Genomic DNA, 24,693 nt, shown 5'->3' with positions numbered 1-24,693 from the left:
CGGGCAGCGGGGTGCAAGGCGCAGGGTTTGTACCGGAGGCGCGCAGGCAACCCCTTGATTTGCCTGGCGCATCCTGCCGCCGGGCCTGCCTGGCATGGTGATTGCGTAAGAGCGCCTGCCCGAAGAAAAACCAGCGGGCATGACCGCATCAAGGAGACAACCATGACCGATACGACGCCCAACGCCCGCGCCAAGGCGATGCTTGACCAACTCAACCATGCCCTGGGAGACCGCGACTTCGCGGCCGCCAGCCGCCTGTTCGCCGACGAATGCTACTGGCGCGACCTGGTGCTGCTGACCTGGAACATCAAGACCATGGAAGGGCGCAGCCAGATCGCCGACATGCTGGCCGCGCAGCTGGACGCCGCGGCCCCCGTGCGCTTTTCGCTGGACGAGCGTGAGACGGTGGAGGAGGCCGATGGCGTGGTGTCCGCCTGGATCGTGATCGACACGCGCCATGCGCGCGGCGGCGGCCATGTCCGCATCAGGGACGGGCGCATCTGGACGCTGCTGACGGCCGCCCAGGAGCTCAAGGGCCATGAGGAACCCATGGGCACGCGCCGCCCGATGGGGGCCGAGCACGGCATCCGGCGTGGCCGCCAGACCTGGCTGGAGCGCCGCCAGCAGGAGGCCCAGGAACTGGGCCGCGACAGGCAGCCTTTCGTGCTCGTCATCGGCGGCGGCCAGGGCGGCATTGCGCTGGGCGCGCGGCTGCGCCAGCTGGGGGTATCGCACATCGTCATCGACCGCCAGGCGCGCCCCGGCGACCAGTGGCGCAACCGCTATAAATCGCTGTGCCTGCACGACCCGGTCTGGTACGACCACCTGCCGTACATGCCTTTCCCGGACAACTGGCCCGTGTTCGCGCCCAAGGACAAGATCGGCGACTGGCTGGAGATGTACACCAAGGTGATGGAGGTCAACTACTGGCCGTCCACCAACTGCCTGAACGCCCGCTTCGATGAGGACCGGCAGGAATGGGAAGTGACCGTGGAGCGCAATGGCGAGACGCAGGTGCTGCGCCCCAGGCATGTGGTGTTCGCCACCGGCATGTCGGGCAAGGCGAATGTGCCCAAGATCAAGGGCCAGGACATCTTCAAGGGCGAGCAGCAGCACTCGTCCCAGCACCATGGCCCGGACGCCTACGCGGGCAAGAAGGTGGTGGTGATCGGCGCCAACAATTCCGCCCACGACATCTGCGCGGCCCTGTGGGAGCACGGCGCCGATGTGACCATGGTGCAGCGCTCGTCCACGCATATCGTGCGCTCCGATTCGCTGATGGACATCGGCCTGGGCGACCTGTACTCGGAGCGCGCCGTGGCCAGCGGCGTGACGACCAGGAAGGCGGACCTGATCTTTGCCTCGCTGCCCTACCGCATCATGGCCGACTTCCAGGTGCCGGTGTACAACCGCATCCGCGAGCGCGACGCTCAGTTCTACCGCCAGCTGGAGGCGACCGGCTTCATGCTGGACTTCGGGGATGACGACTCGGGCCTTTTCATGAAGTACCTGCGCCGCGCCTCGGGCTACTACATCGACGTGGGGGCCTGCGATCTGGTGATCGACGGCAGCATCAAGCTGCAGGCGGGCAAGCAGATCAGCCACCTGTCGGAAAACGCGGTGGTGCTGGCCGATGGCACCGAGCTGCCGGCGGACCTGGTGGTCTACGCGACCGGCTATGGCTCCATGAACGGCTGGGTGGCCGACCTGATCAGCCAGGAGGTGGCGGACAAGGTGGGCAAGGTCTGGGGCCTGGGCTCGGACACCACCAAGGACCCGGGACCGTGGGAGGGCGAGCAGCGCAACATGTGGAAGCCCACGCAGCAAGAGGCGCTGTGGTTCCACGGCGGCAACCTGCACCAGTCGCGCCACTACTCGCTGTACCTGGCGCTGCAGCTCAAGGCGCGGCAGGAAGGCCTGCCGGTGCGTGTCTATGACCTGCAGCAAGTTCATCACCTGCGGTAAGGCCGAATAATCGCCATGGGGCGGCTGTGCCGCCCGCCAACCCAGCCTTGCAAAACAGAAAGTTCAATCATGAAAGCAGCACGTTTCCACGACCGGGGCGACATCCGCATCGAGGACATCCCCGAACCCGTGGTGGAGCCCGGCACCGTGGGCATCGAAGTGGCCTGGTGCGGCATCTGCGGCACGGATCTGCATGAGTTCATGGAAGGGCCGATCTTCATCCCGCCCTGCGGCCACCCGCATCCCATCTCGGGCGAGTCCGCACCCATCACCATGGGGCATGAGTTCTCGGGCGTGGTGTACGCCGTGGGCGCAGGGGTGGACGATATCCAGGTCGGCCAGCATGTGGTGGTGGAGCCCTACATCGTGGCCGACGATGTGCCCACGGGGCCGGGCGACAACTACCACCTGTCCAAGGACATGAACTTCATCGGCCTGGGCGGGCGCGGTGGCGGGCTGTCCGAGCGGATTGCCGTCAAGCGCCGCTGGGTGCATCCCATCTCCGATGCCATTCCACTGGACCAGGCCGCGCTGATCGAGCCGCTGTCCGTGGGCCACCATGCCTACACCCGCAGCGGAGCGAAGGCCGGCGATGTGGCACTGGTGGGCGGCGCCGGCCCCATCGGCCTGCTGCTGTCGGCCATCCTCAAGGCCAAGGGCCTGACCGTCGTCATCACCGAGCTCAGTGCCAAGCGCAAGCAAAAGGCGCGTGAATCGGGCGTGGCCGATCACATCCTGGACCCCTCCGAGGTGGACGTGGTGGCCGAGGTGATGAAGCTCACCGGCGGCAAGGGCGTGGATGTGTCGTTCGAATGCACCAGCGTGAACAAGGTGCTGGACACGCTGGTGGCCGCGACGAAGGCCACGGGCGTGGTGGTGATCGTGTCCATCTGGAGCCATCCGGCCACCATCAACGTGCACAGCGTGGTCATGAAGGAGCTGGACGTGCGCGGCACCATCGCCTACTGCAACGACCACCAGGAAACCATCAAGCTGGTCGAGGAGGGCAAGATCAACCTCGAGCCCTTCATCACCCAGCGCATCCAGCTCGATGACCTGGTGGCCCAGGGCTTTGACACGCTGATCCACAACAACGAGTCGGCGGTGAAGATCATCGTGCAGCCACGGTTCAAATAGCCGCTGGGCACCGCGACTGCGCGAACCTGGATCTTTCGTGCCGTTCGCCCGGTCGCCGGCGGAGCCGGGCGCAAAGGGGTCAAAACCCGGCGGGGGCCGACACATGCCTCCCGCCGGCAAGCAGGGTTTCCAAAAATCGCTCAGACTAGCCAGAAGCGACTTTTGCAGTGCCGAAGATTTCTGCAACCGACTGAAAAACCCGCGGAACTTCGGCTTTAGCACTCAATCCTAACGAGTGCTAATATGAAGGAATGGAAGAAAGGAACTCTGCAATGACAAACGCCTCCGGCTCCATTGCGACCACCTTGGCGCCCGCTAACCCCTGGGCCCTGGTGCCGCCTCTGGGCAATCTGGATGCCTACATTTCCGCGGTCAACCGCCTGCCCATGCTCACCCTCGAGGAAGAGCAGGACTACGCCCGCAAGCTCAAGGAACACAGTGACCTGGACGCCGCAGGGCGTCTGGTGATGTCCCACCTGCGCCTGGTGGTGTCCATCTCGCGCCAGTACCTGGGTTATGGCCTGCCCCACGGCGACCTGATCCAGGAAGGCAATGTCGGCCTGATGAAGGCCGTCAAGCGCTTCGATCCCGATCAGAACGTTCGCCTGGTGAGCTACGCCATGCACTGGATCAAGGCCGAGATCCACGAGTACATCCTCAAGAACTGGCGCATGGTCAAGGTCGCCACGACCAAGGCCCAGCGCAAGCTGTTCTTCAACCTGCGCTCCATGAAGCAGGGCCTGAAGTCCGACGCCGCCATGGCCGAGGACGGCGCCATGCTGCGCGACACGCTGACCTCCGGCGAGATCGACGCCATGGCCGAGAAGCTCAACGTCAAGCGCGAAGAAGTCATGGAGATGGAAACGCGCCTGGCCGGTGGCGACGTGCTGCTGGACCCCTCGCCCAGCGATGATGGCGAGCAGGCCTTCGGCCCCATCGCCTATCTGGCCGACGGCGCACATGAGCCCACGGCCATGATCGAGTCGCGCCAGCGTGACCACCTGGCCACCGACGGCATTGCCATGGCGCTGGATTCGCTGGACGACCGCAGCCGCCGCATCGTCGAGGAGCGCTGGCTCAAGGTCAACGATGACGGCTCGGGCGGCATGACGCTGCATGAGCTGGCCGCCGTGTATGGCGTGAGCGCCGAGCGCATTCGCCAGATCGAGGTGGCTGCCATGAAGAAGATGAAGAAGGCCCTGGCCGAATTCGCCTGAAAGCGTGAAGGCCTGGGCTGACAGGCCGCTTCAAGACAAACCCGGATAATCTCCGGGTTTTTTATTGCCCGCAGCCTTTGCGGCCCCCACGCACCCATGCCCGCCAGCGCCATCTCGCCACTACGCCGCCTCTTCGCCAATGCCTTGGCCACCGCCCTGGCTTCGGCCCTGCTGCCTTGCGCCGCCGTGGCGGGCGACCAGTGGCCCAGCAGGCCCCTGCATCTGATCGTGGGCTTTCCCGCGGGCTCCTCGCCCGACCTCACGGCGCGCGCCCTGGCCGAGCCGCTGGAAAAGCGCCTGGGCCAGCCCGTCATCGTCGAGAACAAGGTGGGAGCAGGCGGCAACATTGCAGGCGAGCAGGTGGCCCGTGCGCGCGATGGCCATACCTTCAGCGTGATGATCAACGGCAACCTGACGATTGCCCGCCTGCTCAACCCCGCCGTGCGCTACGACCCCGTCACGGACCTGCAGCCCGTCAGCCTGATCGGCGTGGCGCCCCTGGTGCTGGTGGCGCCGGCCGGCGCGCCCGAGGGTCGGGCCTTCCTGGAGGCCGCTGCCCAGGCCGGCAGCCGCTGGAGCTACGGCTCGCCCGGCGTGGGCACCGTGGGCCACCTGGGCATGGAGCTGCTCAAGAGCCGCTCCGCGCTCAGGCCCGAGCACATTCCCTATCCCGGCTACCCGCAGGTGTTCAACGCCATCCAGGGCGGCGACCTGCAGCTGTCCATGCTGCCGCCCGCGCTGGCCATGGCCCAGGTCCAGGCCGGCAAGCTGCGCGGCGTGGCCGTGACCTCGGCCGCGCGCAGCCCGCTGGCGCCGGGCCTGCCCAGCCTCAAGGAGCTGGGCGTGGGCGATTTCGACCTGGAGATCTGGAACGCCGTGGCCGCGCCCAAGGCCATGCCCGCCGCCCATGTGCACAAGCTGGCCGAGGCCGTGAGCGAGATCGTGCGCTCGCCCGAGATGCGCGCGCGCCTGGCCGCCCAGGGCTGGCAGGCCGTGGGCAGCTCGCCCGAAGGGCTGGCCCTGCGCATGCGCCAGGACGTGGCGACGCTGGGCCGCATCATCCGCGAACAGGGCATACGCGCACAATGATGCGCCCAGTGACGTGCCCTCTTTGACACCCCCATGACCGCAGCCCAAGCCTTCACCGAACTCAATGCCTGGCAGGTCATGGCCTGGGGCCTGGCCTTCTTTGGCGTGCTCTACCTGGCCGGCGGCTGGGGCATGACGGCGCTCACGCGCTGGCTGCAGCGGCGCAGCGTGGGCCGCGTGCTGGACACGCGCCCGCTCAAGCCCGACCAGTTGCGCCGCGAATGGCGCCAGTCGCTGCATTCGGTGCTGATCTTCGGCATCGGCATGATCGTGCCCTGGGGCCTTCTGCAATTGGGGTGGGCGCGGCTGGAGCCAGATGCAGGCCCCTGGCGCATTGCCGTCGAAATCGTGGTGCTGCTGATCTGGAACGATGTGCACTTCTGGATCAACCACCGCCTGCTGCACACGCGGCTGCTGGGGCGCTTTCATGGTGACCACCACCGCTCCATCGTCACCACGCCGTGGTCCACCTACAGCTTCCATCCCATCGAGGCGCTGATGCTGGGCAACGTCATCCTGCTGCCCATGGTGGTGCATGACTTCAGTTTCTGGTCGCTGGCCTCGGTGCCCGTACTCAGCCTGCTGCTGAATGTCATAGGCCACTCCAACTATGACTTCTTTCCCGGGGTGTCCGACACGCATGCGCTGGCCGCCAGCCGGCGCCACCATCTGCACCATGCCCGGCCCAATGGCAACTACGGCTTTGCGCTGGCCTTCATGGACCGGCTGATGCGCACGCGCGTGGCCCTGCCCGCCACGGCCCGGCCCAGGACGGAATGAGCCGGCCGCCTGCTCGCCACGTCCAGCCACGGCTGCCCCGGCTGCGCCACGGGCGCGACCTGCAGTCGCTGGCCTATCTGGTGGCGCTGCCGTTGATCGTGTGGTGGCAGTGGCAGCATGGCTGGAACCTGTGGCTCTACGGGATCGAGCTGTTCCTCACGCTGGGCGTGGGCGTCATCCACCACAACCACACGCATTTGCGCATGTGGCGCGGGCGCTGGGCCAACCGCTTCACCGACTACTGGCTCACCCTGCTGCAAGGCCACCCGACCTTCGTGTTCTGGCCCGCCCATGTGGCCAACCACCACCGCTTCCGCCACGGCCCGCGCGACATGGCACGCACCTACCGCTTCGGCGGCGACCACAACCATCTGCTGGGCTACCTCTTGCACCCGCTGCAGGCCGGCTGGGTGCTGTACCCGCTGTTCCTGCGCTGGCTGGGCCAGCTGCGGCGGCATTGGCCCGGCGCCTTTCGCTACTGCATGGGCCAGTACCTGCTGTGGCTGGGCAGTTGGGCGCTGCTGCTGTCGCTGGATTGGCAAAAGGCCTTGCTGCTGGTGATCGTTCCCCAGTTGCATGGCCTGCACTGGCTGCTGGCCACCAACTACCTGCAGCACGCCCATGCCGATGGCCGGCCACTGACGCGCGGCCAGCGGCTGGACAGCGCCACGCCACTGAACTACGCGCGCAACTTCGAGGGCTGGGTCAATCCGCTGCTGTTCAACATCGGCCTGCACACGGCCCACCACGAGCAGCCCCAGGCCCACTGGTCCGAGCTCACGCGCCTGCACGACCTGCACTATCGCCAGCGCGTGGCCCCCGCGCTCAACGAGGGCGGACTGCTACCCTACATGGCCCGCGTCTTCGTGCTCGGCACGATCTGGCCGCCGGCGCGCACGCGTGCGCAAATGCCTCCCGGAACATACGACTGATACGACCCTGAACCCATGCCCGTCGCCTATTCCAACGTCTATCTGCATGCCGCAGGCATGTTCCTGCCCGGTGAACCCGTGGACAACGCAGGCATGGATGCCTACGTGGCGCCGCTCAACCGCCTGTCCGAGCGCCTCAAGCGCCGCATCCTGGCCGAGAACGGCATTGTCCAGCGCCACTACGCCATCGACGCCGAAGGCCGCACCGTGCACAGCAACACGGCCATGGCCGCCCAGGCCATCCAGGACTGCCTGGCGCAGGCCGGGCGCGCGCTGGGCGATGTGGGCTTCCTGGCCAGCGGTTCCTCGGGCGGCGATGCACTCATGCCCGGCTTTGCCAGCATGATCCAGGGCGAGATGGCCGCGCCGCCCATGGAGACCCTGTCCGTGCACGGCGTCTGCGCCGCCAGCGTGGGCGCGCTGCAGGCGGCGGCCCAGGCCGTGGACCGCGCGCCCGACTCGCTGGCCCTGGCCGTGGCCAGCGAAATGCCCTCGCGCCTGTTCAAGCGCTCGCGCTTCGCGGCCCAGGGATACAACACGGATTTCGACGCCCACTTCCTGCGCTGGATGCTGTCCGATGGCGCAGGCGCCGTGCTGCTGGGCGGCCCTCAGGCCCTGCCCGACGCGCCCGGCCTGCGCCTGAAGCTGCGCTGGACGCACCTGCGCAGCTTTGCGGGCGACTACCCGGTCTGCATGCAGCTGGGCCTGACGCCCGACCGCGCCACCAGCCACCTGGACTTTGCCGCCTGGGGCGATGCCGAGGCCGCAGGCGCGCTGTCGCTGCGCCAGGACATCCGTCTGCTGCCGCACCTGTTCGATGTCTGCATCCACGAATACGCCCACCTGGCGCACACGGGCTGGGTGCCCGGGCGCGGCATAGACCACTTCCTGTGCCACTACTCGTCGGAGCGCTTCATCCCCGTGGTGGACGAGTTGCTGGGAAAGGCCCAGCTCGGCATCCCGCGCGAACGCTGGTGGAGCAACCTGGCCTGGCGCGGCAACACGGGCGCGGCTTCCATCTTCGTGATGCTGGCCGAATTCCTGCGCACGCAATCGGCACACCTGAAGCACGGCGACACGGTGCTGTGCTTCATTCCCGAATCGGGCCGCTTCACGGCCGGCTACATGCTGCTGGAAGTGGAGGATGCGGCCCAGGCGCCCACCGCCACCCCGGCCACCGCCGCAGCACGCAGTGCCACCGCCGAAGCTCCCGCTGCCCCGGACCTGCTGCCCGATGTCTCCACCATCGCCCCGCCCCACGACCCGAACCAGGCCCCGGCCACGCTCGCGCCGCTGCTGACCGAGCTGGCCAGCCTCTGGCAGGACTACCGCTCGCGCGTGTGGCGCACGCCGCTGCTGCAGCGCATACGCACAGGCAGGCTGCAGACGGCGGACTACGTGCGCTGGATGAGCCACTGGGTTCCCCAGGTGCGCGAGGGCAGCCTGTGGATGCGCGAGGGCGCGGCCTCGCTGACCGGCGAGCACGCGGCGCTGGCTGCGCTGATCGACGTGCATGCGGGCGAGGAGCAGAACGACTTCCGCATCCTGCACGAGGACTACCTCAAGGCCGGCGGCACCGAGACCGACCTCACCCGCCTGCGCCGCAACCCCGGCGGCGAGGCGCTCAACGCCTATCTGCACGGCCTGGCCGCCACGCCCAATCCGGTCGGCCTGCTGGGCGCCATCTACATCATCGAAGGCACGGGCCAGCGCATCGTGCCCAGCCTGCTGCCACTGCTGCGCGCCAGCCTGCCGCTGCCGCCCGATGCCTTCCGCTTCCTGGAATACCACGGAGCCAACGACGAACACCACCTGGAACGCTGGCTCATGGCCGTGCAGATGGTGATGGCGCTGGACGACACAGACGACACAGACGGCAGCGGGGGCACGGCGGCGCAGGCCATCGTGCGCACCGCGCGCCACACGGCGGCGCTGTACCTGATGCAGTTCGAGCATGTCCTGACCGAGGAGAACTGATGCCACCGCCAGACTTCATCGACCAGCCCCACGACGAGCGCGACCCCAGCCCCTGGCGTGCCCTGTACCTGGACCAGAGCACGCCGCTGCCCGACGACGTCAAGGCCGCCTGGCTGCGCGACTGCAGCAGCGGCTCGCGCCAGTACCTGCTGCCCTTCCTGCGGCCGCTGGCGCGCACCAGCATCGTCCTCATCCAGATCCTCAAGGTGCTGCTGCCGCGCAACTGGGCGCACTCCAGGCTGCTGCACCGGCTGCTGGCCTTCAGCATGAACCGCTTCGTCTCGCCCGAGGCCAACTGGCTCATCCTGCGCCACTTCCACCTGGGCTCGCAGATCCTGGCCTTTGTCGCGGCCAATGCGCCCACGCCCGTGTCCACCACACCGCTGGAGCCGGACAGCATCGACGACATCAAGGACGACCTGTTCCTCAGGCACGACCTGAACCTGTTCAACTTCGTCATCCGCCTGAACAACGCGCTGCGCGCCGCAGGCCAGGAACTGCAGCCCGTGGCCGAGCCCGACTTCTCCATGCTGCGCAACCCGCCCCTGCGCCTGGAGGACATGCCGCGCGGGCGCCTGAACCTGCTGGACCTGCAAAGCGCCATCGAGGTCTACACGCCCGTCTACCAGCTGCTGCTGACCGACAACGACTTCTGGCGCGCCAGCAACTCGCTGCAGCTGGACGAGACCGTGGCCATCTATGCGGCCAAGATCCTCGCCTCGCCCGAGCACCTGGTCATGCTCAACAACAAGCACCCGCTGGTGCCCCTGTCCACCCTGCGCGCCGGCCACCGCCTGGTGCTGCACGGACTGTCCACCGAAATGCTGCACTGCCTGCTGATGAAGGTCGCCAGCGGCGACATCCCCCTGCCCGCACGCGAGCTGGCACGCATGCGCGAAGCCGCCCGCGCCCACTGCAGCGAAACGGCCAGCGGTGCCGACCATGCCAGCAGCACCAGCAGCACGGCAGCCGTCTGACCCAGGTCAAGGAACAGCGGTGGATTGACGCCATCTGGCGCGAAAACGGTTACATCACGTTGCATTCAGCCGCAGGGCCCGCTAGCCTGCACGGCTTCGCCCTGGCCGCACGCCCGGGTCCCTGCCAGCGCCAGGGCGCCTCCTGCCCTGGCTTGCGGCGCCTTCGAACCGTCCGTGCCATGCCATCGTCGTCCTTTGCGCCTTCAGCCGTACGCTGCAGCGAATGCATGCGTTCGTCGCACTGCCTGCTGGGGCAACTGCCCGAACCCGCCTTCCTGCAATGGCTGCCGCACATCCGCGAACGCGGCCTGGCCAAGGGCCAGAAGCTCCAGGCGCAAGGCTGCGTTGCCCATGAATTCCAGGTGATCAAGCTCGGTTTCGTCCTGGCTATCCGCCGTGGCGGCGACGGCGTGCAGCGGCCCGTGGCACTGTTCGGCAACGGCCACGCGCTGGGCAGCCCGGGCTGGCTGCAGCAGCCCTCGGCCATGCACTTCGAGGCCCTGGGCCCGGGGCGCATCTGCTGCGTGGACATCGCCACCATCACGCGCCGCGGCCTGGTCGATGCCGCCTTCGTGCGCGCGCTGGCCACCAGCTACACCTGCAACAACGCCCTGCTGGCGGAATGGGCCCACATCGTCCGCATCCCCGGCGTGCTGCGCCAGCTGGCCGCCACCCTGATGCAACTGGCCGCGCTGCAGTCAAGCCTGCTCGTGCGCCTGCCCAGCCAGGGCGCACTGGCCGCCCTGCTGGCCACCACGCGCGAAACCATCGCACGCAGCCTTGTGCGCCTGGTGCAGCTCGGCGCACTGGAGCGGCCGGATCGATGGCACTGCGTGCTGCAGCCTGCGGTGTTGTCGAGGATCAGTGGGGGTGGGGTGAGGGAGGTGGGGTGAAGGAGGTGGGGTGAAGGAGGTGGGGTGAAGGAGGTGGGGTGAAGGAGGTGGGGTGAAGGAGGTGGGGTGCGAGAGGCGTGGCGGTTGATCGGGCGGACCGGTAGGCTTGCCGACCTGTTGCAACATCAAGCGCCAGGTTTGGCAGAACCGCCGTCCCTGCTCACCATCGCTCCCTTCCCATCGCAACAGTCCGCAGTTTGATGCTCAAGCGCCTCTTCCTCCTGCTGCGCCAGCAAGGTCGCCACGGGCTTGTGAATCAGCGCGGGAATCTGCTCCGCCGGCATGGCGCGGGCGAAGAGCCAGCCCTGGTAGGCGTCGCAGTCCAGGATGCGCAGCAGGCGCAGCTGCTCGGCGGTTTCCACGCCTTCGGCCACCACCTGCAGGCCCAGGGTGCGGGCCAGCGCGATCACGGCCTTGACGATCTTGGCGTCGGCCGGGCTGTCGAGCATGGGGCCGATGAAGGTGCGGTCTATCTTCACGCGCGAGACGGGCAGATCGCGCAGGTGGGCCAGCGAGGAGTAGCCGGTGCCGAAATCGTCCAGCACCACGCAGACACCTGCGGCAAGCAGGCTGCCCAGCAGTTCGCGCGCCTGCTGCGGGTCGGTCATGGCGGCGGACTCGGTGACTTCCAGCTCCAGCAGGTGCGGCGGCACGCCATGCCGGGCCAGGCTGCCCATGAGGCGCTGCTGCAGGTCGGCCTGGCGCAGTTGCTGGGCCGAGAGGTTGACCGCCACGCGCAGCGGCATGCCTGCGCGCAGCCAGTCGCCGGCCTGGCGGCAGGCCGCATCGATCACCCATTCGCCCAGCGCGAGGATCAGGCCCGTGGACTCGGCCACGGGCACGAAGCGCTCCGGCGAGACCCAGCCCATCTGCTCGTCGTTCCAGCGCAGCAGGGCCTCCACGCCCTGGACCTGGCCGCCCAGCACCTGCACCTGGGGCTGGAAATGCAGGCTCAGCAGACCCCGGTCCAGGGCGCGCTTGAGGCGTTCGTGCAGCAGCACTTTCTCGGCCATGGCCTCGCCCATGGCGCTTGCATAGCAGGCGTAGGAGGCACGGCCGCGCTGCTTGGCGTCGTACATGGCCATGTCGGCATAGCGCATGAGGGTGGCCGCATCGCCCGCGTCCTGCGGGTAGAAGGCCACGCCCACGCTGGCGCCGAAGTTCAGCGCGTAGTGGCCGATGGCGCAGGGCCGGCACAGCTCGCCCAGCAGCGCGTCGACGCGCCGGCGCAGGTCCGGCCCGTTGCAGGGATGCAGCACGGCGGTGAACTCGTCACCGCCCATGCGCGCCAGCGTGGCCGAAGTGCCCAGCGCGGCCTGCAGGCGGCGCGCCACTTCCTTGAGCACCTGGTCGCCCACGTCGTGGCCATAGCCGTCGTTGATGGCCTTGAAGTTGTCGAGGTCGAGCAGCAGCAGCGCAAAGGACGCGGGCCCGGTGCCCGAGCCCGAGCCCGAACCCACTTGCGCCTGCGCCTGCGAGATCGCCTGCTCCAGCTGCAACCCGAACTGCCAGCGGTTGAGCAGGCCGGTGAGCGTGTCGTGCGTGGCGTGGTAGTGCATGCAGGCCTCCATCTGGCGCAGCTGCGACAGGTCGCGCACAAAGGCCACGGCCACGCCCCCGCCGTGCGGGGAATGGCCCAGGGCGATGTCCACGGACAGGCGCTTGCCGTCCTTGCGCAGCAGCCACAGGTCCCGCCCCTGCCCCATGGGCCGGCGCGCGGGCTGGGCGAAGTAGGACTGCAGCTGCGGCCCATGGGCCGCATGCGCCTCGGGCGGCAGCAGCATCTGCAGCGGACGGCCCAGCAGCTCGGAGGCGCCATAGCCGCTCATGGCCTGCATGGCGGGATTGGCCAGCAGGATGTGGCCCTTGCGATCCACGAGCACGATGCCGTCGGGCGCGGCCTCCATGGCCACGCGCTTGAGCTCCTCATCCAGCGCCTCGCACGGCCCGATCAGATGGCCGGCTTGCGCGCTCCAGGCCGACGCCATCATGCGGACGGCCCCTTGCCGTGGAAGACCGATGCCGCAGCCTCCAGCGCCTGAGCCTGCCCGGCCAGCTGCTGCGCGTGCCCGATGGTGTCGCGCGCCAGCGTGGCGTTGTGCTGGGTCATCTGTTCGAGCTGCTGCACGGCGGCCTGCACCTGTTGCACGCCACCGGCCTGGGCCTGGCTGGCGGCCTGCATGCCTTCGGCCAGCAGCAGCTGCTCGCGCATGTCGGCCTGCACGGCGAGCATGGCCTCGCCCATTTCGCGCGCCATGGCGCAGCTTTGCGCCACCTGCTGCTGCGATGCCTCGATCAATGCCTTGATCTGGCGCGCAGCTTGGGCGCTGCGCTGGGACAGGCCGCGCACCTCGTCGGCCACCACGGCAAAGCCCTTGCCGTGCTCGCCGGCGCGCGCGGCCTCCACGGCGGCGTTGAGCGCCAGCAGATTGGTCTGAAAGGCAATGCCGTCGATGAGCGAGCTGATCTCCCCGACCTGGTCGCTGGTCCGGGCCACGCCGCGCATGCCCTGGTCCAGTTGCGCGACCATGCGGCTGCTCTGCCCGGCCATGTCCACGCCATGCCGCGCGCGGCGGGCGGCCTCGCCGGCCTGGGCGCTGCTGCGCTCTATGGCGCAGGCCAGGGCCTGCATGGCCTGGGCCGATTGCTCCAGGCTGGCGGCGGCAGCCTCGGTGCGGTCGCTCAGTTCGGTGCTGCCCTGCTGCACGGCCAGCGCGCAGCGGCGCACCTGGTCGCTCTTGCCCTGGATGTCGTCCACCAGGGAGACCAGGTTGAGTCCGGTCTGCCGCACGGCGCCGCCGATGGCGCCGATCTCGTCCGTGCGCTGCGTGAACAGTTCCCCCGTCTGCTGCCCGCTGGCCACGGCCTGGGCCTGTCCGCGCAGGGCAGCCAGGGGCATGAGCAGCCTGGTGCGCAGCCACTGCCCGGCCGCCACGCAAGCCAGGCTCCAGATCAGCCAGGCGGGCCAGATCTCGGCCAGCGTCAGGGACAGGGGCAAAGCCGAGGCCCAGGCCTGCAGCGACGGCAACCACAGCCCGGCCGATCCCAGCAGCCACAGTCCCGCCACCATGGCCTGCGCCCGCCAGGCCAGCGGCCTGAAGCGCCACCAGCGCTGCAGCGCGCCCGCGGCGCCACGCCCCACTGGGAAGCCCCGGTGCAGGCCCAGCGAGCGCACACCGGCATTGATCTGTTCATAGAGCGCCGCATGCTGCTGCACCTCGCACGGCTGCGGCCGGGTGCGCACGGACAGGTAGCCGACCACGGTGCCCGCATGGCGTATGGGACTGGCGTTGGCGCGCACCCAGTAGTGGTCGCCGTTCTTGCGCCGGTTCTTGACCAGGGCGCTCCAGGGCAGCCCTCGCTGGATGGTGGTCCACATGTCGGCGAAGGCGGCGGCCGGCATGTCCGGATGGCGCACGATGCTGTGGGCCTTGCCGTAGAGCTCGGCGGCCTCGAAGCCGCTGACGCGGATGAAGGCATCGTTGGCATAGACGATGCGCCCCTTCAGGTCGGTGACGGAAAGAAGCGTCTCTCCTTCGTTCAAAGGGTACTCACGCTGGGTGACGTACACGTTTCGCCGCATGGATCAGGTCTCTTGGAGATGGGCGGGGCGTCGGCATGACGCTCCAGGCGGGGCCCACTCTAAGCAGTCCTGCGGCGATGCACATCAGGGATGGTGTGCCGCATCGCGCCTAAACGCAGCCAATGTGACGGCGGTCACACTGGCTGCGGCGCGCGCAGGATCAGGAACGCTTTTCCTGCAGCAGGGCCTTGACGTCGGCGCCCAGCACCTGCGGGCCGCCGCCGTATCGCTCATACACGCGCAGGCGGCCGGCCGTGTCGTAGACATAGCTGCCGGCCGAATGGTCCAGCGTGTAGGTGCCTTCGGTCTTGCCGGGCACCTTCTTGTAGAAGAGCTTGAAATCCTTGGCCACGGCCGCCGTCTCCTCGGGCGTGCCGTGCAGGCCGACGAAGCCGGGGTCGAAGTTGCCCAGGTAGGCCTTGAGCACCTCGGGCGTGTCGCGCTCGGGGTCCAGGGTGACGAAGACGCCCTGCAGCCTGTCGCCATCGGCGCCCAGCTGCTGCTTGACCTCGACCAGCTCCTGCAGGGTGGTGGGGCATACGTCGGGGCATTGCGTGTAGCCGAAGAAGACCACGACGACCTTGCCCGCAAAGTCCTTGATGCTGCGCTGCTTGCCGTCCACATCGCGCAGGGGAATGTCCTTGGCGTATTCGGCGCCCGTGACATCGACGCCCTGGAAACTGGTCTTGGCCTCGCGCGAGCATCCGCTCAGCGCCAGGGCGCCCCATGCCATGGCGGTCACGCCCAGAAAGCGCAGCGCTGTCCGTTTGTTCATGCTTCCTCAACAAGGTAGTTGCCGCAGGCTGCGTGGCCGCAAAGCCTGCGCGCCGCCCGGGCTGGAAAGGGAAAAGGCGAAAGCGTCTGCTGAAGGCGCTTTCGCACAGCCGCAAACCATAACCCATAACCGCAAGACCCCGGCGCTGCGGGGCCTGCCTGCCTCCATGAGACGGCCTGGCTGCCGGCTCGGTTCCTTGGCGCAGGCCTCAGTCGCCGTCGCCGGGGCGTCCCGCCGTGTCCCACGAGGCCGATGCTCGCAGCAGCCGGTCCAAGTCGCGCTTGGCCTTGCCGGCGTCGGCCATGCCCAGCCCGGCGGGCATGCGCATCATCCAGTGGCCCTGCGGGTCCACCACGTACAGGTGGTCCTGCAGCGCATGGCCGGGCGCGGGCTGCAGCCAGCCGCGCAGCACGGCCTCGGGCACGCGCAGCACCGTGGCCTGGGCCAGCGCGGGGCGCAGGTGGGCGGGCACGGGAGCGTCGTCGGAGATGAGCCAGACCCGGTCCAGCCGGTCCTTTTCGCGGCCCAGGGTTTCGCGCAGCTGGCGCTGCAGATAGAGATGGCTTTCGCAGGCGCTGCCGCAGGCCCCGCCCGCCACGCTCAGCAGCAGCCATTGGCCCTTGAGCGACTGCAGCGGTACAGGGGCGCCGTCCAGCGTGGTGGCCGTGGCCGGAGGCAGGGCCGGCTGGTCCGCGATCAGCTCGCCAAAGCTGCGCTGCTGGCCAGGCCGCAGCACGTAGTAGGTGAAATAGGAGGCCACCACGGGCGCGGCGCAGACCGCGAACACGGCCAGCATCTTCCAGCGGCCGCTGCGCGTGCGTTGCGCGCCGGCAAGGCTCGGCTGCAAGGGTGGCAGGCCATGGACAGTCATCTCCAGGGGAGTCTCAGGAGCGGGCATGGCGCGGGCGGACAAAGCGTCGGACGATTTGGAACCAGACATACAAAAGCGTGATCAGGGCCGCAAGTCCAAACCATTGGAACGCATAGCCATGGTGTTTCTCGACACCGGCCGTCACAACGGGCCAGTCGCGCCGCAGGCCTTCGCTGGCTTCGCCGGTCTGCAGCAGGCTCCATTCGCGCAGCGGCAGCCCGGAGGCCACGGCCCATTCGGCAATGTCCACATTCTGTCGGATGCGCGACTTTTGCCCATCAGGGTCTGCCCCTGCACGGCCGAATTCGTAGAGCCGGGACGGCGCGGCCTCCATGCGCCCCTGGACGGTCACCAGCCCTTCGGGCGTCTGCACCTCGGGCAGGGCCGTGCGGTCCAGGAAGTTGCGCGGCACCCAGCCGCGCTGCACGGCAATCACCACGTCCTCATGCGGCGCAGCCAGCCGCAGCGGCGTGAGCACGAAGAAGCCCGGCTGGCCCTGCATCTGGCGGTTGTCCAGGTACAGCGTCTGCCCCGCAATCCAGTGGCCCTGCAATTGCACGGGACGGTGCAGCCAGGGCGCGGCTTCGGGGTTCGGCACCGCACCGGGCTGCACGGCTGCCAGCTGGGCGTTGCTCCACGGCGGCAGGCCCTGCTGGCGCTGCACGGCGTCGAACAGTTCCTGCTTGTAGGCCGCGCGCTGCAGCTGCCAGCGGCCCAGGGACAGCGTGACGGCCACGCCGATCAGCGCGGCCAAGGTGATCAGTACAAACCGCCAGCGCTCTGGCATTCTGGAAACACGCACCGGATAATCCACCCATGAAATTCGTGATCGTTCTCGCCCTGCTGGCCATTGTCGCCAGTCTGGGCAGCGCCCTGTTCTTCATGATGCGCCGCAATCCCGAAGACCAGCAGGGAGCGGGCGACGACAGGCGCCGCAGCCGCGCCATGTTCCGTGCACTGGCGCTGCGCGTGGGCCTGTCCATCGCGCTGTTCCTGTGCGTGCTGCTGGCGGCCAAGCTGGGCTACATCCATCCCACCGGCTGGACCGCCGGGCAATAGACAAGCCCCCTGCCCCCACAAACAAAAAGAAGCGCCCTGGCGCTTCTTTTTGCATGGGGCCGGATACAGACTACATCCAGTAGACCAGCACGTAGAGGAACAGCCACACCACGTCCACGAAGTGCCAGTACCATGCCGCGCCCTCGAAGCCGAAATGCCGCTCGGCCGTGAAGTGCCCGGCATGCAGGCGCATGGTGATGAAGAACAGCATCAGCATGCCCACGAAGACGTGGAAGCCGTGGAATCCCGTGAGCAGGAAGAAGGTCGAGCCGAACACGCCCGAGGACAGCTTGAGGTTCAGATCCGTGTACAGGTGGTAGTACTCGTAGCCCTGCACGCACAGGAAGACGAAGCCCAGGATCACCGTCATCCACATGAAGGCGATGGTGCGGGCGCGGTGGCCGGCCTGCAGCGCATGGTGGGCAATGGTCAGCGTCACGCCCGAAGTCAGCAGCAGCGCCGTGTTGATGGTGGGCAGCCAGAACGGGCCCACGGTCTGGAAGGGCTCGACACTGTTGGCCGGCGAGGCCGTGGCGCCGGCTGCCATGCTGGGCCAGACGGCCTTGAAGTCGGGCCACAGCAAGGCGTTGTCCAGGCTGCCCAGCGCGGGCACCGAGTGCGAGCGCGCCCACCACAGGGCGGTGAAGAAGGCGCCGAAGAACATCACCTCGGAGAAGATGAACCAGCTCATGCTCCAGCGGAAGGACAGGTCGATCTTGCGACCGTACTTGCCGGACTCGCTTTCATGCGCGGCCTCCCGGAACCAGAAAAAGAGCACGGCCAGCCACCAGACCAGGCCCAGGCCCAGGCTGTACATGCCCCATTCATGGCCGTTGATCCAGTTGCCCGCGCCCAGGATCACGAAGAACAGCCCCGCCGCCGCCATGACTGGATGGCTGGACTCTGCCGGCACGTAGTAGTAAGGCGTTTTGCCGTGGGTGGTTGCACTCATTGCTCAGCTCCTGACATTCTTGGTTCTGTGTTTCCCGTCGATCACTCTCTGTCCCCGATGGCCGCGCCGCTCAGACCACGAGCTTGACCAGCGCGATCAATCCCAGCACCAGCAGGAAGATGGCCGCCAGCCCCACTGCAATCACATGCAGCGGCGTGATGCGCTCCCCGTCCTGCTGGTACTCGCTTGCCCTGCGCACGCCGAACAGGGACCAGGCCACGGCGCGCACCGTGCGCCACACGCTGGGCGGGCGGCGCTTGTCCCCAGGTTGCGGCGCATTCATGAGGCCGGCTCCTGCTTCGGCCCTGCGGCCACCGGCGCATCGCCCGTGGGCGCGGCCGGCGTCCTGCCGCCCACCTCGAAGAAGGTATAGGACAGCGTGATCGTGGTCACGTCCTTGGAGATGCGCGGATCGATCACGAAGGCCACCGGCCACTCGCGCTTTTCCCCTGGCTCCAGCGTGTACTGCGAAAAGCAGAAGCACTCGAGCTTGTTGAAATGCGCAGCCGCCTGGCGTGGCGCATAGCTCGGTATCGCCTGGGCCGCCATGCGGCGGTTCTGCACATTCTGGAATTCGTACATGACCGTGGCCAGCTCGCCCGGATGGACCTGCATGGAGCGCTGCGCCGGCTTGAAGTCCCAGGGCCCGCGCGCATTGGCGTCGAACTCCACGGTGATGGTGCGGCTCTTGTCCACCTGCGAGTTGGCCGGCAGCTTCACATCGCGCCCGGCCGTGCCGTTGCCCGGCACCTGCCGCTCGGACAGCGACAGGATGTTGATGCCCGTGAGCTCGCAGATGTGCTTGTAGATGGGAATCAGCACGTAGCCGAAGGCAAACATGCCCAGCGCCACCACGGCCAGCTTGCCCACCATCTTCGCGTTTTCACTGCGCACGCTCACGGATTGCCCTCCTGTTGCCTTCAAGCGCTCAATGGAGCACGGTGATCTTGATCACGAAGCCGGCCAGAAAGACCAGCGCCACCGATACCAGGATCAGCGCCAGCCGCACGTTGGCTTTTCGTTGCTGTGCATCCATTTTTCTGATCTCCATGACTACTGGCAATCTCTGAGACTGTCGCGCCCCACCCCAGGGACACCAAGGAAGGGGGAAGGCGCGAAGCGACCCAGGCGGTGGTTCATTTCAGCCTATGACGCGGGTCGCCGTCGCATCCAGCTTGGGCGGCGTCTCGAAGGTATGGAACGGCGCCGGCGAGGGCACTTCCCACTCCAGGCCTTCGGCAGCCTCCCAGGGCTTTTGCGGCGCCTTCTCGCCCTTGCCGCGCATGGCGGGCACGACGACGAAGAGGAAGAAATACACCTGCATCAGGCCAAAGCCCAGCGCGCCCAGCGAGGCCACCATGTTGAAGTCGGCGAACTGCATGGGGTAGTCGGCATAGCGGCGCGGCATGCCCGCCAGGCCCAGGAAGTGCATGGGGAAGAAGGTGATGTTGAAGAAGATCAGCGAGCCCCAGAAGTGGATCTGGCCGCGCGTCTCCGAATACATCACGCCCGTCCACTTGGGCGCCCAGTAGTAGTAGGCCGCGAACATGGAGAACAGCGATCCGGCCACCAGCACGTAGTGGAAGTGGGCCACCACGTAGTAGGTGTCCTGCAGCTGGATGTCGATGGGCGCCATCGACAGGATCAGGCCCGTGAAGCCGCCCATGGTGAACACGAAGATGAAGCCCACCGAGAACAGCATGGGCGTCTCGAAGGTCATGGAGCCACGCCACATGGTGGCCACCCAGTTGAAGATCTTCACGGCCGTGGGCACCGAGATCAGCATGGTGGCGTACATGAAGAACAGCTGGCCCGTGACGGGCATGCCGGTCGTGAACATGTGGTGCGCCCACACGATGAAGGACAGGATGGCGATGGACGAGGTCGCATACACCATGGACGCATAGCCGAACAGCTTCTTGCGGCTGAAGGCCGGCACGATCTGGCTGATGATGCCGAAGGCCGGCAGGATCATGATGTAGACCTCGGGGTGGCCGAAGAACCAGAAGATGTGCTGGTACATCACCGGATCGCCGCCGCCTGCGGGGTTGAAGAAGCTGGTGCCGAAATGGCGGTCCGTCAGCGTCATGGTGATGGCGCCGGCCAGCACGGGCATGACGGCGATCAGCAGGTAGGCCGTGATCAGCCAGGTCCAGGCGAACATGGGCATCTTCATCAGCGTCATGCCGGGCGCGCGCATGTTGAGCACGGTGACGATGATGTTGATGGCGCCCATGATGGAGCTGGCGCCCATGATGTGCATGGCCAGGATGGAGGTGTCCATGGACGGCCCCATCTGCAGCGTCAGCGGCGCATACAGCGTCCAGCCTGCGGCAGGTGCGCCGCCGGGCATGAAGAACGAGCCCACCAGCATCAGGCCGGCCGGGATCAGCAGCCAGAAGCTGAAGTTGTTCATGCGCGCGAAGGCCATGTCGGAGGCGCCGATCTGCAGCGGCAGCATCCAGTTCGCAAAGCCCACGAAGGCCGGCATGATGGCGCCGAACACCATGATCAGGCCGTGCATGGTGGTCAGCTGGTTGAACAGCTCGGGGTTGACGATCTGCAGCCCGGGCTGGAACAGCTCGGCGCGGATCAGCAGCGCCAGCACCCCGCCCACCATCAGCATGGTGAACGAGAACAGCAGGTACAGCGTGCCGATGTCCTTGTGGTTGGTGGCGAACATCCAGCGCCGCCAGCCCGTGGGCGTGGCGTGGTGGTGATGGTCGTCATGCCCGTGTCCATGCTCGTGCTCATGCGCATGTTCGTGGCCCTCGCCCGCAGGGCTGTGGATGGGGGGAAGTACGGCGCTCATGCTGTTATCTCCAATCGCTCATCTGTCTTGCGTGCTCACTGCGCAGGGAACTTGCCGGTGCGGGCGGCCACGAACTCGGCCGGCTGCACCAGCTGGCCGGTCTTGTTGGACCAGTGGTTCTTGGCAAAGGTGACCACGGCGGCCAGCTCGGTATCGCTCAGCTGCTTCCAGGCGGGCATGGCGCCGTTGGCACGGCCTTCCAGCACCACATGCATCATCTCGGCCGTGGGACCCAGGACCACGGGGCTGCCGTCCAGCGCCTTGATAGGACCGGCGCCCTTGCCGTTGGCCTGGTGGCAGGCCGCGCAGTTGGCCGCATAGACCTTCTCGCCGCGTGCGATCAGGTCTTGCAGGGACCAGACCTTGCTGGGGTCGTCCTTCTTGGCGGCGGCGATCTTCTTTTGCTCGTCCACCCAGGCCTTGTAGCCGTCATTGGACAGCACCTTCACGTGGATGGGCATGTAGGCATGCTCCTTGCCGCACAGCTCGGCGCACTGGCCGTAGTAGTCGCCGGTCTTCTCGGCGCGGAACCAGGTGTCGCGCACGAAGCCCGGAATCGCATCCTGCTTGATGCCGAAGGACGGCACCATGAAGGAGTGGATCACGTCGTTGGCCGTGGTGATGATGCGCACCTTGCGGTCCACGGGCACGACCAGCGGGTTGTCCACCTTGAGCAGGTAGTCGTTGGGTGCCTTGGACACATCGCCGCTGTCGGACAGCACGCGGTGGCTGCTGTCCAGCGTGGAGATGAAGCTCAGGCCCTCGCCTTCGCCGTTGATGTAGTCGTAGCCCCATTTCCACTGGTAGCCCGTGGCCTTGATCGTGACATCGGCGTTGGTGGTGTCCTTCTGCGCCACCAGCACCTTGGTGGCCGGCAGCGCCATGAGCACGACGATGATGAAGGGCACGACGGTCCAGACCACCTCGACCGTGGCCGATTCGTGGAAGTTCGCGGCCTTGGCGCCGCGCGATTTGCGGTGCTTCCAGATCGAATAGAACATCACGGCGAACACGCCGATGAAGATCACCGTGCAGATGATCAGCATCATCCAGTGCAGGTAATGCTGCTCATGCGCGATGCGCGTGACCGCCGGATGAAGGTTGAGCTGATTGACGGCCGGGCCGCCTGGCAGATCTGTCGCCGCATGTGCAAGGGAGCCTGCCCCTGCCACACTCATCAAGCCCCAGAGAACCAGCCTGGTGGAAATGCTTTTCATAGTTTTCACTTACATCTAAGCCTCGGGTTATCCACTCGCTCCGCTGCGCCGGCGTGGGGGCCGCGCAGCCAGACCGTTCAACGCCTGCCCAAAGGGCAACTCCCGGCCTCAACTGTCCGAGCATGCATGAAAGCGCCGCAGATGTGCCTGCGCGCAATCACCAATAGCGTGCCAGCCGGCATCAACGGCAGCTCGGACGTGGGACCAGGATGGGGGCGGGCCGCCATCCCCGCCTGCGCCTGCAGGCGCATGAACTCGGGGGACAGCAGCAAAGTGGATGGGAGGATGCGCGCGCGCCGGCCCTTCAGGGCATGTGTGCCGTGTGTGCCGTGCGGGCCGGGAGCGGATGGAAGAAGGCAGCGCATGCGGCCCAGCAGTGCGGGCAGCAGGGAACACAGTGACAGAAAGACCAGTGCCCGCTCCCAGAGGAGCAGGCACTGCTGCAGCCGGTGATGATCAAACTTGCGGGCGGGCCACTCTTGAATGCGCCGGCCCGTTCTCGTTCCCGTGGCAAAGCGAAACACCAAATCGTCTCCCCTTTCGGCCTGCGGACCGCTGGTCTTTTCCCGGCCCGGGAGAGCGAGCCCAGGGAAAAGCTGTTGTCTCTGTCAGCTCGGGAAAAGTGTAGACGTTTTTGTTTTCGATCAATGACCGGAAAGCGACATTCAGGCTATCGCAAACCCGTGTTGCGCGGCTGGCGCAGCATCCTGCGCATGTCCTCCAGCGACACGGCGCTGCTGGACTCCAGGCGCACGCGCGGCTGCGGCTTGTAGGCATGGCCGTAGACGATCTCGAAGGTCAGCGCCAGCTGCCCGTCGGGGCCGGCCAGCCGTTCGCGCAAGGCGTCGTGCAGGCGCAGCTGCCAGCGGCGGCCGCGCAGCGCGGCAAAGCGTTGCGGATGGAAGTTGCGGCCCAGCTCGCGCAGCTCCTGCAGCAGCCGCTCGGGCGTGGCAAAGGTCAGCGTGATGTGCTCCATGTCCATCACCGGCTCGCTGAAGCCTGCGTGCACCAGCATGTCGCCCCAGTCGTGCATGTCGGTGAAGGCCTGCCCGGCGGGCGGCCAGCCGAGCTGGGCGTAGAGGGCATGCAGTTCGCGCAGCGTATCGGGCCCCAGGCAGGAGAACATCACATAGCCGTCCACGGACAGCGCCTGGTGCCAGCGCGCGATCAGCGCCTGCGGGTCGGCCTGCTGGTGCAGGGCCATGTTGGCCCACAGCATGTCCACGCCGGCGGGCTCGGGCTCGCCGAAGCGCGTGGCGCCCCCGGTCCAACGCGCGGGCTGCCACCAGCGCGCGCCCAGCTGCTCGCGGGCGGCGGCCTCATGCAGCGGCGAGGCTTCATAGACCAGGCATTCGGACTGCGCATAGCGCTGGCGCAGCAGCGCATGGGCCTGCAGGCCGCCGCGCACGGGCTGCCAGTGGCACCAGCGCTGGGGCGGCTTGACGATCCAGTCCAGCCGCTCCTGCATGCGGCGCGCCACCTCCTCATGCAGCCACGGCGAGGCCGCAGGCGCGCCCTGCTGCCAGCGCAATGCGGCGGCCGGATCGATGGTGGGAGGCAATTCGTGGGACATGGCTAGGCGGGGAATCCGTGCTCCTCAAAAGACAGGCGCCCGGCCCCGGAGCAAAGGGGTGGCGGACGCGGCGCGAGTATATTGACTCCATGCCCAACCTGCCTGCGTCATGGCTTTCGCGCTGGCATGCCGGCCTGCCCGGCCTGCTGCCCAGCCAATGCGCCGTCTGCCACCGCTGGCCTGCGCGGCGCCTGTGCCAGGACTGCCGCGCACGCTGGGCCAGACCCATGGCGCGATGCGGGCGCTGCGCCATGCCGCTGCCGGCCCGCACCGGCGCCGATGGTCCCCGCACCTGCGGCGCCTGCCTGGTCAAGCCGCCGCCGCTGACGCACTGCTTGGCCGCGCTGGACTATGCCTACCCGTGGCACACGGTGATCGGCGACTTCAAGTTCCTGGGAGACACCGGCCTGGCACGCAGCCTGGCCGATCTGCTGCTGGAGTTGCCTCAGGCGCGCGAGCAACTGCAGCAATGCGACCTGCTGCTGCCCATGCCGCTGTCGCCGCAGCGCCTGCGAGAGCGCGGCTTTCACCAGACCCTGGTGCTGGCCCGCGCGCTCTGCAGCGCATCCACCCGGGGCAAGCTGCGGCACCAGGCCGTGCAGCGCGCCCACACGGCACAGGCCCAGCATGACCTGCCGCGCGCCCTGCGCCTGCGCCAGCTGCGCACGGTCTTTGCCGTGCCACCTGCGCAGCTGGCCCACGTGTGCGGCCGCAAGATCCTGTTGATCGACGATGTGATGACCACGGGCGCCAGCCTGCATGCGCTGGCCACCTGCCTGCGCCGCGCAGGCGCGGCCGAGGTCAGCGCCCTGGTGCTGGCGCGCACGCCCTGACCGCAGGGGACCGGGGCCCGGGGCATCTGCCACCGCGAGACAATACGGGCC

Annotated in this window: 23 protein-coding genes; 11 read left to right on the top strand and 12 right to left on the bottom strand. The window is 67.6% G+C overall.

What is annotated here, in order from left to right; translation table 11 throughout:
* The first annotated feature begins 162 nt into the window (after positions 1-162).
* From ACF8ME_RS19265 to ACF8ME_RS19225, 9 genes are all read left to right on the top strand, one after another.
* On the top strand, positions 163-1,965 hold the full coding sequence (locus tag ACF8ME_RS19265) for an NAD(P)/FAD-dependent oxidoreductase (protein ID WP_016453771.1): 1,803 nt from the start codon (positions 163-165) through the stop codon (positions 1,963-1,965).
* A gap of 69 nt (positions 1,966-2,034) precedes the next feature.
* Positions 2,035-3,102, top strand: coding sequence for a 2,3-butanediol dehydrogenase (locus ACF8ME_RS19260; protein WP_016450158.1), 1,068 nt, complete (start codon positions 2,035-2,037; stop codon positions 3,100-3,102).
* A gap of 272 nt (positions 3,103-3,374) precedes the next feature.
* Entirely contained in the window at positions 3,375-4,319 is a 945-nt protein-coding gene (gene rpoH, locus ACF8ME_RS19255) for an RNA polymerase sigma factor RpoH (RefSeq protein WP_016450157.1), read from the top strand.
* Positions 4,320-4,415: 96 nt separating this feature from the next.
* Positions 4,416-5,408, top strand: a complete 993-nt coding sequence (locus tag ACF8ME_RS19250; protein ID WP_392417847.1) for a Bug family tripartite tricarboxylate transporter substrate binding protein — start codon at positions 4,416-4,418, stop codon at positions 5,406-5,408.
* A 33-nt stretch (positions 5,409-5,441) separates the two neighbouring features.
* Positions 5,442-6,188, top strand: coding sequence for a sterol desaturase family protein (locus ACF8ME_RS19245; protein ID WP_392417846.1), 747 nt, complete (start codon positions 5,442-5,444; stop codon positions 6,186-6,188).
* Positions 6,185-7,120 (top strand): fatty acid desaturase, encoded by a 936-nt coding sequence (locus ACF8ME_RS19240; protein WP_392417844.1) that lies wholly within the window; start codon positions 6,185-6,187, stop codon positions 7,118-7,120. Before ACF8ME_RS19245 ends, ACF8ME_RS19240 begins: the two co-directional genes overlap by 4 nt.
* 15 nt (positions 7,121-7,135) lie before the next feature.
* Complete coding sequence (locus ACF8ME_RS19235) at positions 7,136-9,097, top strand: iron-containing redox enzyme family protein (protein ID WP_392417842.1); 1,962 nt, start codon at positions 7,136-7,138, stop codon at positions 9,095-9,097.
* Positions 9,097-10,074 carry a DUF6999 family protein gene (locus tag ACF8ME_RS19230; protein WP_392417840.1) on the top strand — a complete coding sequence of 326 codons (978 nt, stop codon included), beginning with the start codon at positions 9,097-9,099 and terminating at the stop codon, positions 10,072-10,074. The genes ACF8ME_RS19235 and ACF8ME_RS19230 overlap by 1 nt, the downstream gene beginning before the upstream one ends.
* 227 nt (positions 10,075-10,301) lie before the next feature.
* Entirely contained in the window at positions 10,302-10,967 is a 666-nt protein-coding gene (locus tag ACF8ME_RS19225; RefSeq protein ID WP_016450151.1) for a Crp/Fnr family transcriptional regulator, read from the top strand.
* Positions 10,968-11,092: 125 nt separating this feature from the next.
* On the opposite strand, the gene ACF8ME_RS19220 is transcribed toward ACF8ME_RS19225, so the two are convergent.
* The 5 genes from ACF8ME_RS19220 to ACF8ME_RS19200 all read right to left on the bottom strand — a co-directional run bounded on the left by ACF8ME_RS19220 (position 11,093) and on the right by ACF8ME_RS19200 (position 16,983).
* Entirely contained in the window at positions 11,093-12,958 is a 1,866-nt protein-coding gene (locus tag ACF8ME_RS19220) for a bifunctional diguanylate cyclase/phosphodiesterase (RefSeq protein ID WP_047219390.1), read from the bottom strand.
* Positions 12,955-14,550: a methyl-accepting chemotaxis protein gene (locus ACF8ME_RS19215; protein ID WP_392417837.1), complete on the bottom strand. Its 1,596-nt coding sequence runs from the start codon at positions 14,548-14,550 to the stop codon at positions 12,955-12,957. Before ACF8ME_RS19215 ends, ACF8ME_RS19220 begins: the two co-directional genes overlap by 4 nt.
* A 160-nt stretch (positions 14,551-14,710) precedes the next feature.
* The gene (locus ACF8ME_RS19210; RefSeq protein WP_016453745.1) at positions 14,711-15,325 is read right to left on the bottom strand and encodes an SCO family protein; all 615 of its coding nucleotides are present in this window, start codon (positions 15,323-15,325) and stop codon (positions 14,711-14,713) included.
* A 208-nt stretch (positions 15,326-15,533) separates the two neighbouring features.
* Positions 15,534-16,223, bottom strand: a complete 690-nt coding sequence (locus ACF8ME_RS19205; protein WP_016450147.1) for a hypothetical protein — start codon at positions 16,221-16,223, stop codon at positions 15,534-15,536.
* On the bottom strand, positions 16,210-16,983 hold the full coding sequence (locus tag ACF8ME_RS19200) for an SURF1 family protein (protein ID WP_016453743.1): 774 nt from the start codon (positions 16,981-16,983) through the stop codon (positions 16,210-16,212). The genes ACF8ME_RS19205 and ACF8ME_RS19200 overlap by 14 nt, the downstream gene beginning before the upstream one ends.
* A gap of 29 nt (positions 16,984-17,012) precedes the next feature.
* On the opposite strand from ACF8ME_RS19200, the gene ACF8ME_RS19195 reads away from it, so the two are divergent.
* Positions 17,013-17,255, top strand: a complete 243-nt coding sequence (locus ACF8ME_RS19195) for a twin transmembrane helix small protein (protein ID WP_016450145.1) — start codon at positions 17,013-17,015, stop codon at positions 17,253-17,255.
* A gap of 70 nt (positions 17,256-17,325) precedes the next feature.
* Here ACF8ME_RS19195 and ACF8ME_RS19190 read toward each other — a convergent pair whose 3' ends face one another.
* The 7 genes from ACF8ME_RS19190 to ACF8ME_RS19160 form a co-directional block, all read right to left on the bottom strand.
* Complete coding sequence (locus ACF8ME_RS19190; RefSeq protein WP_016450144.1) at positions 17,326-18,207, bottom strand: cytochrome c oxidase subunit 3; 882 nt, start codon at positions 18,205-18,207, stop codon at positions 17,326-17,328.
* A 70-nt stretch (positions 18,208-18,277) separates the two neighbouring features.
* Complete coding sequence (locus tag ACF8ME_RS19185) at positions 18,278-18,490, bottom strand: DUF2970 domain-containing protein (RefSeq protein ID WP_016450143.1); 213 nt, start codon at positions 18,488-18,490, stop codon at positions 18,278-18,280.
* Positions 18,487-19,107: a cytochrome c oxidase assembly protein gene (locus tag ACF8ME_RS19180; RefSeq protein ID WP_016453742.1), complete on the bottom strand. Its 621-nt coding sequence runs from the start codon at positions 19,105-19,107 to the stop codon at positions 18,487-18,489. Before ACF8ME_RS19180 ends, ACF8ME_RS19185 begins: the two co-directional genes overlap by 4 nt.
* A gap of 28 nt (positions 19,108-19,135) precedes the next feature.
* Complete coding sequence (locus tag ACF8ME_RS19175) at positions 19,136-19,243, bottom strand: cytochrome oxidase small assembly protein (RefSeq protein WP_016450141.1); 108 nt, start codon at positions 19,241-19,243, stop codon at positions 19,136-19,138.
* 105 nt (positions 19,244-19,348) lie between these two features.
* A complete protein-coding gene (ctaD, locus tag ACF8ME_RS19170; protein WP_016450140.1) occupies positions 19,349-21,019 on the bottom strand; it encodes a cytochrome c oxidase subunit I in 1,671 nt (556 codons plus the stop codon).
* A gap of 35 nt (positions 21,020-21,054) precedes the next feature.
* On the bottom strand, positions 21,055-22,236 hold the full coding sequence (gene coxB, locus ACF8ME_RS19165; protein WP_016450139.1) for a cytochrome c oxidase subunit II: 1,182 nt from the start codon (positions 22,234-22,236) through the stop codon (positions 21,055-21,057).
* A gap of 670 nt (positions 22,237-22,906) precedes the next feature.
* Positions 22,907-23,809: a class I SAM-dependent methyltransferase gene (locus ACF8ME_RS19160; RefSeq protein WP_392417835.1), complete on the bottom strand. Its 903-nt coding sequence runs from the start codon at positions 23,807-23,809 to the stop codon at positions 22,907-22,909.
* 89 nt (positions 23,810-23,898) lie between these two features.
* Here ACF8ME_RS19160 and ACF8ME_RS19155 point away from each other — a divergent pair, with 89 nt between their 5' ends.
* Entirely contained in the window at positions 23,899-24,642 is a 744-nt protein-coding gene (locus ACF8ME_RS19155; protein WP_392417833.1) for a phosphoribosyltransferase family protein, read from the top strand.
* The last annotated feature ends 51 nt before the right edge of the window (positions 24,643-24,693 follow it).

Origin of the sequence: Delftia sp. WSY_7, assembly GCF_043104845.1 — a bacterium.
Taxonomy (GTDB): domain Bacteria; phylum Pseudomonadota; class Gammaproteobacteria; order Burkholderiales; family Burkholderiaceae_C; genus Comamonas; species Comamonas tsuruhatensis.
This window is presented reverse-complemented; position numbering and strand designations above follow the sequence as displayed.